This window comes from Streptomyces sp. NBC_00996 (assembly GCF_045162675.1).
Classification (GTDB): domain Bacteria; phylum Actinomycetota; class Actinomycetes; order Streptomycetales; family Streptomycetaceae; genus Streptomyces.
Window position 1 is genome coordinate 5415410 of record NZ_CP108723.1, and the last position, 11893, is coordinate 5427302.

An 11893-nucleotide genomic window follows, 5' to 3' on the forward strand; every position below is an offset into this window, starting at 1 on the left:
GGTGGCCATCGACCTGACCGAGCGCTTCCTCGATGAGATGAGTCCTCGGAAACGCGGCATGGGCGGAGGACGGGCAGTGTGGCGCGGCAGTGGCGGCCGTGTGGACGGTGACTATCGACGGCCGGCAGCAAGCACACTGAGGCGGTCGCCGATTACGGAGACACCGGGGCGGGGCTTGTTCGCGTAGTACCAGGGCTTGCGTCGGCGCAGCAGCGCCTCGCCGTGCTCGCTCCAGGTGAATCCGGGCTTCCGCAGCAGCTTCCGGAACACCGCGTCGGCTGTCTCCGAGTGAGCGGCGGTCAGTCGACGGATCGGCAGTGGCGCGATCGACTCCTCGCGCAGGTACGCGCGCAGCAGATCCTGGTGCCGCCTGCGGCCCGCGAGGGCCGGGTCCGCGAAGAGGTCTCGTAGCATTCCGTAGTCTGCGTAGAAGTTGAGCCCGTCGACCTGGTCGTAGATGACACCGATGGTGTCCGATTCCGCGAGTTCTCGCGGCAGATCGAAGAACGGCAGGTCCAAGCCCGGCAGCCGCCTGCCCCGGGCACGGTCGGGCTGTCCGGCGACGGCTGCCTCTTGGCGGTGGCGGTAGTAGGCGTTGAGGAGGTCCTCGGCTTCGGCGGGTGGCAGGACCAGTTCGTCGCCGCCGCAGAACTCGACGAAGGCCGCCCGGTCCTCCCGCATCCGCTGCCATCCCTGCTCGATCTTCTCGGGGTTGCGAAAAACCAGTTCGGGTTGGCTGGTGGCCAGGTGGAGAGCGGCCTGGGCGATCTCGGTGGCGCTGGACTTGGGGTAGCTCGACATCGCCCCGGACACCAGCCACGCCCCGCCGGCCGAGTGGACCGGTACCAGGCAGGTGTGGAGGAAGCCCCCTTTGGACATTCCGCGGAAAGCTCCCCGCCCGACATTCGAGTACGTGCGGTACTCCAGGTCGTCGACAAGGTTCAGCAGGACGACGGCGTCCTTCTCCTTGCGCTGGATCTCGAAGATGCCCTCGACCGGGTCACGCCAGCCGAGCAGCGTCTCCCGGTCGACCGCGGTCAGGTCCTTCCGTCCGGCGACGAACCGGTCCACCACGGTCGAACCGTCCGGCAGGCGGTACCGCAGCAGGAAGTGGTCGATGATCCGGATCGCCTCGCCCTCGTCCAACTGCCGCTCAGGCCCTGCGGCCTCCAGCAGGAGGGGCGTCAACCACCGGTCGAAGCGGGCGCTCTGCCCGAAGGCGACCAGCTGCCCTTTCAACTCGGCACTGCGCTCGATGAGGTCGGTCAGCGACGGTTCGCCGCCGCCCTGATGCGTGCCATGTACGGCGTCAGCCACATTCAGTCCTTCCACACAAGCCAGTTCCGCGCGAGGTGTGAGGTGCCCGGCCTCAACCGGCCCAGTGACGGTACGCCTCGATCCACTCCGCGCCCTCGGGCGCCGGGCGGGGCAAGGACAGCTCCAGGATTCCAATCGACTGCCGCACGCCGCCGCGAGAGCACAGAGCGACGATCCTGCCGTCCGGCGTGAGGTCGATGCCGTCCACGGTTACCTCGACGCCGAGAACCGCGGTGGTGAAGGGCAGGCCGAGGTGCTCCTCAAGCATGGTGAACAGACCGGTCAGCTGCTCGTCCTCGTTGTAGGCATCGACAGTCGCCTCTTCGATCCTGGCCTCAAGCTCGACCGTATCCAACACGCCCATGGGGCAACACTAGCGACCCTCGGGCTGACGCCGGGCGGCCAGGACGCTGCTGGTATCCCACCTCCGGGACGACGAGGGCGAATTGGTGGCCCGCGGCACCAACCAACACCGACCCTCTCGCGGCACTCACCACGGTCTGGGAGCAGCGGTCACCGACCTGAACGAGATATGACCGCCACCGTGAGTCGCCAGGAAAACCGTCCAGACCAGGAAGCCGGGAGGCACAAGTTCACGTCACCGAACTTCCGGCACCCGGTGACCCTCGCCAAGGAACTGATCTCCCTCGACGACATCTCGAACGGCCGGATCACCCTGGGCATCGGCGCGGGCGGCACCGGCTTCGACGCCACGGCGCTCGGCCAGGACCCGTGGACCCCGCGCGAGCGCGCCAACCGCTTCGGCGAGTTCGTTCCGCTGCTCGACCGGCTCCTCACCGAGGACTCCGTTTCGTACGGCGGTGACTACTACTCGGCTCACGAGGCACGGAACATCCCGGGCTGTGTCCAGCGCCCGCGGCTGCCGTTCGCGGTGGCCGCCGCTGGTCCGCGCGGACTGAAGCTCGCCGCCCGGTACGGGCAGGCGTGGGTGACGACCGGCGACCCGAAGCTGTACGAAACGGGCATCCCCGACCAGTCGATTCAGGCCATTCGCCACCAGGCCGACAAGCTGGCCGACGCATGCGCCGTGATCGGCCGGGACGCGAACGAGCTCGACAAGATCCTGCTCACCGGCTTCACCCCGGACCGCGGCCGTCCGCTGGAATCCCTGGACGCGTTCGTCGATTTCGCGGGCAGGCACGCGGAGCTGGGCTTCACCGACATCGTGATCCACCGGCCGATCCCCGACTCGGACTTCGCGGCCGCCGTGAAGGTCTTCGAGCGGATCGCAATGGAGGCCGCGGCACAGCTGCCTTGAGGTCCGGCCCGGCTGTCCCGGGAGCCCGGCCCCGGGCCGGCACGGGAGTCTGACGCGGCCGGCCCGAGGGTCCGGCTCAGCTGTCCCGAGGGTCCGGCTCAGCTGTCTGCGGTTCGACGGGGCGTAACGGTGCTGGTGAGGACGGTAGCCACTCAAGTGTGCGGACCGCCGCACGGCCGTGCCCGCATATGCAGGAGAATGAGCGCGTGACCTCAGCGACTCGACAGCCCGAGACCCCGGCCTCCACCGTTCCGCCCCGGCTGATCGCCACGGATCTCGACGGCACCCTGTTGCGCGACGACAAGTCGCTGTCCGAGCGCACGATCGCCGCCCTTGCCGCCGCCGAGGAGGCGGGCATCGAAGTCTTCTTCGTCACCGGCCGTCCGGCTCGCTGGATGGACGTCGTCAGCGACCACGTCCACGGACACGGCCTGGCGATCTGCGGCAACGGCGCCGCCGTGGTCGACCTGCATGGCGGCCCCGGCGCCCACCGCTTCGTGAAGATCCGTGAGTTGGCGCCCGACATCGCGCTCGACGTCATCCAGCTGCTGCGCTCGGCGGCGCCCGGCACCGTGTGCGCCGTCGAGCGGACGTACGGCCTCCATCTCGAACCGGGCTACCCCTCGCTGCACATGGAGCCCCCGGAGACCGTCGCGCCCGCCGAGAAGCTCCTCGCCGAGGATGCCCTGGACGCCGATCAGCCGGTGCTCAAGGTGCTCGCGTACCACCCCGAGATGGACCCGGACGGCTTCCTCACCGTCGCCCGCCTGGCCATCGGCGACCGGGCCAACGTCACCCGCTCCAGCCCCAGCGCGCTGCTTGAGATCAGCGGCCCCGGCGTCTCCAAGGCCAGCACCCTCGCGCTGTGCTGCGCCGAGCGCGGCATCTCCCACGAGGAGGTCGTCGCCTTCGGTGACATGCCGAACGACGTCGAGATGCTGACGTGGGCGGGCCAGTCGTACGCGATGGGCAACGCCCACCCGGAGGTGATCGCGGCGGCCTCCGGGCGCACGGTCGCCAACAACGACGACGGAGTGGCGGTCGTGATCGAGCGGATCCTTGCCGAGAGGTTGTAGGAGCACGAGCGCGCCTCCTATGGGGCGGCCGCGCCCGCCCTCGGCCGCCGTGGGCCGGGCCGCGAGGACGGCGAGCGCGCACAGCAGCGCCGACACGAGCAGCGGACGGCAGCGGGATGAGCGCATGGCAGCGATCGTGCCCCGCGCCGTCGGGCGCGGTCTTGTCCACGTCGCGCGCCTGGGGGACCGGTCGCCACGAATGGCTCAGTCGGCTGGGCCGAACAGGTGCCTGGTCCCGGTGAGACTCAGGGGAGCGCCTGCCACACCACCGTCGTGCCGCTCCCCTCGTCGCCGACCCCCGGCCCGTACCAGCTGTCGCCGCCCAGCGACTCGGCACGCCGCTTGAGGTTCCGCAGACCGCTGCGCCGACCGCCGTGGGGGATGCCGATGCCGTCGTCGGCGACCGTGAGCCGCACGGCCTGGCGACCGTCCGGCAGTTGGACGGTCGTGTCGACGACGACATCGATGCGGGAGGCCCCCGAGTGCCGGAAGGCATTGGAGAGAGCCTCGCGCAGGGCGGCGATGAGGTTCTTGCTGGTGAGTTCGCCGACCACCGTGTCGACAGGCCCGATGAAGCGATGGCCCGGCTTGAAGCCGAGGGGTACCGCAGCCATGTTGATCTCGCGCAGCACGCGGGTACGCAGCCCGGACGGCACTTCGGCGGGGCCCTGGCGGAGGGCGAAGATGGCGGTGCGGATCTCCTGGATGGTGACGTCGAGTTCGTCGACCGCCTTGCCGACGCCCTCCTGAACCTCGGGCACGACCGACCGCCGCTGCGCGCTCTCCAGCAGCATCCCCGTCGCGAACAGCCGCTGGATGACGAGGTCGTGCAGGTCACGGGCGATCCGGTCGCGGTCCTCGTACACCGCGAGCCGCTCCCGGTCCCGCTGGGCCTCGGCCATCATCAGCGCGAGCGCGGCCTGGGAGGCGAACTGCGCGGCCAGGGTGCGCTCGGTCTTCGTGAACGAACGCTCTCCTTGGGTGCGTGGCAGGACGAGGGCCCCGAGCAGTCGGCCGTCGCTCTGCAGCGGCAGCATCATGACCGGCCCGTAGTCGCGCGCAAGATCGGGGAGCACGCGCGCGTCGCTGGTCGCGTCCTCGACGAACACCGCCTCTCCGTCGAGGAGTTCGGCGACGAACTCGCTCTCCGGCGGGAGGACGAAGCCGAGCGCCTTCGACCGGCGTTCCGAGGCGACGGCGACGATCTCCAGGCCGCCCTCCTTCGCGGGAAGCAGCACGATCCCGGCGGCTGAGCCGGAGAGCCGACGGGCCTGTTCGGCGACGACCTGGAGGGCCTCCTCGGCGTCGCTGCCCGACAGCAGCGCCGTCGTGACGGCCACCGAGCCGTCGATCCAGCGCTCGCGCTGGTGGGCGGCCTCGTACAGGCGGGCGTTGCCGATGGCGATGCCCGCCTCCGCGGCCAGCACCCGGACCATATTGAGGTCGTCGTCGTCGAACGGACCGCCGCCGCGCTTCTCGGTCAGGTACAGATTCCCGAAGATCTCCCCGTGCACCCGGATCGGAACCCCGAGAAAGCTCCGCATCGGCGGATGGTGCTCGGGAAACCCGCAGGAGCGCGGATCGTCGGCCACGTTCGCGAGCCGCACCGGCTCCGGATCATGGATGAGCGCCCCGAGCAATCCCGCGTGCCCGTCGGGCAGCCGCCCGATGCGCCGGGCGGTCCCCTCGTCGACCCCGTAGTAGACCAGGTCCGCGATGCCCTCTTCGTCTTCTGCCACGACCCCGATGGCCGCGTACCGCGCGTCCGCCAGCTCGGCCGCCGTCTCGCAGATCCGGTCCAGCGTGGAGTACAGCTCCAGACCCGATCCGACCGACCGCATCGCCCCCAGCAGCTGCGGCACCCGCGCGGTCACCTCGGTGGACAACCCTTGCAGGTCCCGGGTCGCCCGAGTCGCCGCGTCCGGACTGCCGTCCGGGTCGGGCGAGGAGCGAGCTACTGGCATGCCTTGAGCGTAGTTAGTCCTATTTGCAAGGGAAAGTCGGCCTATGCGGCCTGGACCAGTAGATCCCCCGCCGCCTCCCGCTCCACCATCTCCCGCAGCGGACCCGCCACAGCCGCCAGCTCCGTGTACCGGCCTCGCTGGACCACACACCCTTCCGCGAGCACGATCACCTCGTCCACCGCGTCGAGTCCGGCCAGCCGGTGCGTGATCAGCAGCGTCGTACGGCCCTCGGTCGCGGCCAGCAGATCCGCGGTGAGCGCGTCGGCCGTCGGCAGGTCGAGGTGTTCCGCGGGCTCGTCGAGGACGAGCACGGGGAAGTCGGCGAGCAGTGCCCGGGCCAGTGCGAGCCGCTGGCGCTGGCCACCGGACAGCCGGGCCCCGTGCTCCCCGATCAGTGTGTCGAGTCCGTCGGGCAGCCCGTCCGCCCAGTCGAGGAGCCGGGCCCGCGCGAGCGCGTCGCGCAGTTCGGCCTCGGTCGCCTCCTTCCGGGCCAGCAGCAGGTTCGCGCGGACCGTGCTGTCGAAGAGGTGGGCGTCCTGAGCACAAAGGCCGACCAGGCGGCGTACGGCGTCTCCGTCCATCGCGTACGCGTCCACACCGCCCAGCGTGTACGTCCCGGTACCCGCGTCCAGGAATCGCAGCAGCACCTGCGTGAGCGTGGTCTTGCCGGCCCCCGAGGCGCCGACGACGGCGATCCTGCGGCCCTGCTCGAGAGTCAGGTCGAGCCCTGCGAGCGCGTCCCGGTCCCGTCCGGTGTGGCGGGCCCGGAGTCCTTGCACGCACAGCGGGAACGCCGACGCGGGTGCCGGCTGTGGACGCTCCGGTTCGCGTACGGGATCGGGGGCGTCCAGCACCTCGTACACGCGCTCCGCGCTCTTGCGCACCCGCTGCCGGTACTGGACGGCCAGCGGCAGCCCCATGACGGCCTCGAACGCGGCCAGCGGGGTGAGGACCACGACGGCCATCGCCACGCCGCCCAGCCGTCCCGCAGCGACCGCCTGGGCGCCCACGAGGGCGGTGGCCGCGACGGTCAGCCCGGACGCGAGTGCCGTGAGTCCGTCGCCGAGCGCGGTCGCGGTGGCGGCCCGGGAGGCGATCCGGGTGAGCACCGTGTCGGCCTGCCGTGTCTCGGCAGTTCGGGCGGGCAGCGCACCCGCGACGGTCAGCTCGGCCGTTCCCGTGAGCAGGTCGGTCACGCGGGTCGCCAGAACACCGCGCGCGGGAGCCAGCCGCCGCTCGGCGCGGCGCGCCACGGCGCCGGTGATGAGCGGGACGCCAACGCCGGCCGCCAGCAGTCCGACAGCGAGTGCGGCACCGGCATCGGGCAGCAGCCAGGCGGTGAAGCCGACGGAGGCGGCGGACACCACGACCGCGGCACCCGCGGGCAGCAGCCACCGCAGCCAGTAGTCCTGCATCGCGTCCACGTCGGCGACGAGCCGCGACAGCAGATCGCCGCGCCGGGTTGTCCGCAGCCCCGCGGGGGCGAGGCGCTCAAGGCGCCGGTACACGGCGACCCGGGTGTCGGCCAGCATCCGCAGCACCGCGTCGTGCGACACGAGCCGCTCCGCGTACCGGAACACGGCCCGGCCGATGCCGAAGGCCCGCGTGGCCGTGACAGCCACCATCAGGTACAGCACGGGCGGCTGCTGGGACGCCCGCGAGATGAGCCACCCGGAGGTGGCCATCAGCCCGACGGCACTGCCGAGCGCGAGACTGCCGAGGAGCAGAGCGAGCACGAACGGTCCACGCCGGGGAGCGGCCATGGCCCGGACTCGGGTGAGCACACCGCCACGCTGACGCGGCGCCGCAGACGGTTCTTCCCCCTCGTTCAGAGGCACGCTTTCCGGCTCGACCGGCCGGAACGGCTGGGCGGGGCCGGATTCCGCAGCACCGGACGCCTCGACCGGTGCCCCGGGCTCCAGTCGCACCACCCGGTCCGCCACTCCCAGCAACGCCGGCCGGTGCACCACCAGCAGCACCGTCCGCCCCACGGCGAGCCGCCGCACCGCCTCCACGACCTCCGCCTCCGTCGCTCCGTCCAACGAGGCCGTCGGCTCGTCGAGGAGCAGCACGGGCCGATCCGCCAGGAACGCCCGGGCAAGAGCAAGGCGTTGGCGCTGACCGGCCGACAGGCCGGCGCCTTCCTCGCCGAGGACCGTGTCGACCCCGTCGGGCAGTGCGTCCACGAAGCCGGCCGCACCCGCGTCGACGAGCGCCCGCCGCAGCGCCGCGTCGTCCGCGTCGGCCCGCGCCAGCCGTACGTTCTCGGCGATGGACCCGGCGTAGAGATGGGGCCGCTGCGGCACCCAGGCCACCTGTGAGCGCCACTCCGCCAGGTCGGCCTCGGCGAGATCGACTCCCCCGACCCGCACCCGACCCGCGGCGGGCTCCACGAACCCCAGCAGAACGTTCAGCAGCGTCGACTTGCCCACGCCGCTCGGCCCGACCAGAGCCACCGTCTGACCGGGCATGACCGCGAAGGAGACGTCCGCGACGGCGTCGCCGGAGCGCCCGGGGTACCGCACGCTGACCCCCTCGAAGCGGATCTCCCCCACCGGCGCACGCAGCGAGCCGGAGGCCGGTACGGGGGCCTCCAGCACCGAGAAGATCTCCTCGGCCGCCGCGAGCCCCTCGGCGGCAGCGTGGTACTGCGCCCCCACCTGCCGCAGCGGCAGATACGCCTCGGGCGCGAGGACGAGGATGACGAGTCCCACGTACAGATCCATCTCGCCGTGCACGAGCCGCATCCCGATGGTCACGGCAACCAGCGCGACCGAGATGGTGGCGAGCAGCTCCAGCGCGAAGGACGACAGGAAGGCGATCCGCAGCGTCCGCATGGTCGCCTGCCGGTACTCGCCGGTGATCTTCCGGATCGACTCGGCCTGCGCCTTGGCCCGGCCGAACACCTTGAGCGTGGGAAGTCCCGCGACGACATCCAGGAAGTGCCCCGAAAGGCGGGACAGCAGCCGCCACTGGCGGTCCATCTGGGCTCGCGTGGCCCAGCCGATCAGAATCATGAAGAGCGGGATCAACGGCAGCGTGCCGACGATGATCGCCGCCGACACCCAGTCCTCGGTGACGATCCGGGCGAGGACGGCCACCGGCACCACCACCGCAAGCCCCAACTGCGGCAGATAGCGGGAGAAGTACTCATCGAGCACGTCGACTCCCCGTGTGGCGAGAGACACCAGCGAGCCCGTCCGCTGCCCGCTCAGCCACCCGGGGCCGAGCAGCGCAGCCCGCTCCAGCAGCCGCCCCCGCAATTCCGACTTGACCGCTGCGCTCGCCCGGTGTGCGGCCAGCTCGGTGAGCCAGGAGACGATCGCCCGCCCGATCGCGACCACCGCCAGCAGCACCAGCGGCGTGCGGAGTTCACCGGCCGAGAGACCGTGCTGGAAGGCTCCGACCACTACTTCGGCAATGAGCATCGCCTGAGCAATGACCAGGGCCGCCCCGGCAGCCCCCAGCCCAACGACAGCCGCGAGAAAGAGGCGAGTGGCGCGGGCGTACCGAAGCAGACGCGGATCGATCGGTTTCACGTGAAACACACCCTTGGCTCATACGGCATGTTTCACGTGAAACGACCGTTTCACGTGAAACATGCCCTGCGATTCAGCGGACCTCCGTGCGCAGCGCGCCTTTCAGCCCTGCGGACTCAGTGCGCCACATCCGGGGCGATGTGATGCGTGCCGATCCGCTTGCGGAACACCCAGTACGTCCACGACTGATAGAGCAAGATGATCGGCGTGGCGATCCCCGCGCACCAGGTCATGATCTTCAGGGTGTACGGGCTCGACGACGCGTTGGTGACCGTCAGGCTCCAGTCGTCGTTGAGCGAGGACGGCATGACGTTCGGGAAGAGCGTCAGGAAGAGCATCGCGACGGCGGCCACGATGGTGAGCCCCGACAGCGCGAATGCCCAGCCCTCACGGCCGCCGTTGACCGCCACGAGCGCCGCGAGCAGCGCGACCACGGCGACGACCAGCGCGACCAGCGACTTGCCGTCGCCGTTCTCGACCTGGGTCCAGAGCAGGAAGATCAGCGCCAACACAGCTGTCGCCAACCCGAGCCGCAGCGCCAGCTTCCGCGCCCGCTCCCGGATGTCCCCGACGGTCTTGAGCCCGACGAACACCGTCCCATGGAAGGTGAACAGCGTCAGCGTGACCAGACCGCCGAGGAGCGCGTACGGGTTGAGCAGGTCCCAGAAGTTGCCCACGTACTCGAAGTTCTGGTCGATCTTCACTCCGCGCACGATGTTGCCGAAGGCCACGCCCCACAGGAACGCCGGGATCAGCGAGGCCCAGAAGATCGCGGTCTCCCAGTTGCGCTGCCAGTTCTCCTCGGGCCGCTTCGCCCGGTACTCGAAGGCGACACCGCGCACGATCAGGCAGACCAGGATGATCAGTAGTGGCAGATAGAAGCCGGAGAAGAGCGTGGCGTACCACTCGGGGAAGGCGGCGAAGGTCGCACCACCCGCCGTGATCAGCCACACCTCGTTGCCGTCCCAGACAGGACCGATCGTGTTGATCAGCACCCGCTTCTCCATGCGGTCCCGGGCCAGCATCTTGGTGAGGATGCCGACGCCGAAGTCGAAGCCCTCCAGGAAGAAGTAGCCGGTCCACAGGACCGCGATGAGCACGAACCAGACGTCGTGAAGTTCCATGACTCAGCAGCTCCCTGGGCCTAGTAGGAGAAGGCCATCGGCTTGTCGGCGTCACCGGAGTCGCCGCCGATCCTGGTGGGCGGGTTGAGGTCGGCCTCGGTGAGCTCGGGCGGTCCGGCCTTGATGTACTTCACGAGCAGCTTCACCTCAATGACGGCGAGGATCGCGTAGAGCGACGTGAAGACGATCATCGACGTGAGGACCTCACCCTGCGAGACGCCGGGGGAGACCGCATGCCGGGTCTGCAGCACGCCGTAGACGACCCACGGCTGGCGGCCCATCTCGGTGAAGATCCAGCCCCAGGAGTTGGCGATCAGAGGGAAGCCCAGGGTGCAGATCGCGATGAGCCAGTACCACTTGGTGAGCGTCGGGCCGAGCGCCTTGTTCTTGAAGAGCACGAGATGCGGCACCTCGTCGTCGCCGACCCTCAGGTGCTGCGGCAGCATGAACTTCTTGCGGGTCAGCCAGAGTCCGACCAGGCCGATGGCGAAGGACGCCATCCCGAAGCCGATCATCCAGCGGAACGCCCAGAAGGTGACGGGGATGATGGGCCGGTAGTCGCCGGGACCGTACTTCGCCTGCTCGGCCTTGTTGGTGTCGTTGATGCCGGGAACGTACGAGCTGAAGTCGTCGTCGGCGAGGAACGACAGTATCCCCGGGATGGACAGTTCGACGGAGTTGTGTCCCTTGCTGACGTCGCCGTACGCGAAGACCGAGAACGGCGCGGAGTTCTGGCCGTCCCACAGCGCCTCGGCGGCGGCCATCTTCATGGGCTGCTGCTTGAACATGACCTTGCCGAGGGTGTCGCCGCTGATCGCGGTGAGCAGTCCTGCGATGACGACGGTGATCAGGCCCAGCCGCAGCGAGGTCTTCATCACGGAGATGTGCTTCTTGCGAAGCAGATGGAAGGCGGCGATGCCGACCATGAAGGCGCCGCCGGTCAGGAAGGATGCTGTGAGCGTGTGGAACGCCTGGGCGAGCGCGGTGTTCTGGGTCAGCACGTGCCAGAAGTCGGTGAGTTCCGCACGCCCCTTCACCTTGTTGATCCGGTAGCCGACGGGGTGCTGCATCCACGAGTTGGCCGCGAGGATGAAGTACGCCGACAGGATCGTGCCGATCGAGACTATCCAGATGCAGGCCAGGTGGATCTTCTTGGGCAGCTTGTCCCAGCCGAAGATCCACAGACCGATGAAGGTGGACTCGAAGAAGAAGGCGATCAGGGCCTCGAAGGCGAGCGGGGCACCGAAGATGTCACCGACGAATCGCGAGTAGGCGGACCAGTTCATGCCGAACTGGAACTCCTGCACGATGCCGGTGACCACGCCCATCGCGATGTTGATCAGGAAGAGTTTGCCCCAGAACTTGGTGGCCCTGAGGTACTTCTCCTTCTCCGTGCGTACCCAGGCCGTCTGCAGGCCGGCGGTGAGCCCGGCGAGCGAGATCGTCAGGGGGACGAAGAGGAAGTGGTAGACGGTGGTGATGCCGAACTGCCATCGCGCCAGAGTCTCCGGCGCCAAAGCCAATTCCACGTCGTCAGTCTCCTTACGTCGCCGTGGTACAGCGGCAGTCTGCCCCCTTTGTCACGTACATCACG

At 69.6% G+C, this 11893-nt stretch carries 7 protein-coding genes and 1 pseudogene; 2 read left to right on the top strand and 6 right to left on the bottom strand.

The window, feature by feature from the left end; genetic code table 11:
• Positions 1-111: 111 nt before the first annotated feature.
• Positions 112-1317 (bottom strand): hypothetical protein, encoded by a 1206-nt coding sequence (locus OG390_RS25540; protein WP_406171347.1) that lies wholly within the window; start codon positions 1315-1317, stop codon positions 112-114.
• A gap of 52 nt (positions 1318-1369) precedes the next feature.
• The gene (locus OG390_RS25545) at positions 1370-1681 is read right to left on the bottom strand and encodes a hypothetical protein (protein ID WP_406171349.1); all 312 of its coding nucleotides are present in this window, start codon (positions 1679-1681) and stop codon (positions 1370-1372) included.
• Positions 1682-1912: 231 nt separating this feature from the next.
• On the opposite strand from OG390_RS25545, the pseudogene OG390_RS25550 reads away from it, so the two are divergent.
• Positions 1913-2596 (top strand): annotated as a pseudogene (locus OG390_RS25550) (LLM class flavin-dependent oxidoreductase); the annotation flags it as partial.
• 188 nt (positions 2597-2784) lie between these two features.
• Positions 2785-3672 carry a Cof-type HAD-IIB family hydrolase gene (locus tag OG390_RS25555; protein ID WP_406171351.1) on the top strand — a complete coding sequence of 296 codons (888 nt, stop codon included), beginning with the start codon at positions 2785-2787 and terminating at the stop codon, positions 3670-3672.
• A 245-nt stretch (positions 3673-3917) separates the two neighbouring features.
• Here the strand turns inward: OG390_RS25555 and OG390_RS25560 are convergent, their stop codons facing one another.
• The 4 genes from OG390_RS25560 to OG390_RS25575 all read right to left on the bottom strand — a co-directional run bounded on the left by OG390_RS25560 (position 3918) and on the right by OG390_RS25575 (position 11828).
• Positions 3918-5636 (bottom strand): GAF domain-containing sensor histidine kinase, encoded by a 1719-nt coding sequence (locus tag OG390_RS25560; RefSeq protein WP_406171352.1) that lies wholly within the window; start codon positions 5634-5636, stop codon positions 3918-3920.
• Positions 5637-5677: 41 nt separating this feature from the next.
• Positions 5678-9175 carry a thiol reductant ABC exporter subunit CydD gene (gene cydD / locus OG390_RS25565; protein WP_406171354.1) on the bottom strand — a complete coding sequence of 1166 codons (3498 nt, stop codon included), beginning with the start codon at positions 9173-9175 and terminating at the stop codon, positions 5678-5680.
• Positions 9176-9291: 116 nt separating this feature from the next.
• The gene (cydB, locus tag OG390_RS25570; RefSeq protein WP_406171356.1) at positions 9292-10299 is read right to left on the bottom strand and encodes a cytochrome d ubiquinol oxidase subunit II; all 1008 of its coding nucleotides are present in this window, start codon (positions 10297-10299) and stop codon (positions 9292-9294) included.
• 20 nt (positions 10300-10319) lie between these two features.
• Positions 10320-11828, bottom strand: coding sequence for a cytochrome ubiquinol oxidase subunit I (locus OG390_RS25575; RefSeq protein WP_406171358.1), 1509 nt, complete (start codon positions 11826-11828; stop codon positions 10320-10322).
• Between the last annotated feature and the right edge of the window lie 65 nt (positions 11829-11893).

What these genes read in the sequence shown, in the direction of transcription:
- OG390_RS25545 (WP_406171349.1), bottom strand. Translation starts at nt 1,681, where the DNA reads ATGGGCGTGTTGGATACGGTCGAGCTTGAGGCCAGGATCGAAGAGGCG.
- OG390_RS25555 (WP_406171351.1), top strand. Translation starts at nt 2,785, where the DNA reads ATGCAGGAGAATGAGCGCGTGACCTCAGCGACTCGACAGCCCGAGACC.
- OG390_RS25560 (WP_406171352.1), bottom strand. Translation starts at nt 5,636, where the DNA reads ATGCCAGTAGCTCGCTCCTCGCCCGACCCGGACGGCAGTCCGGACGCG.
- cydB (WP_406171356.1), bottom strand. Translation starts at nt 10,299, where the DNA reads ATGGAACTTCACGACGTCTGGTTCGTGCTCATCGCGGTCCTGTGGACC.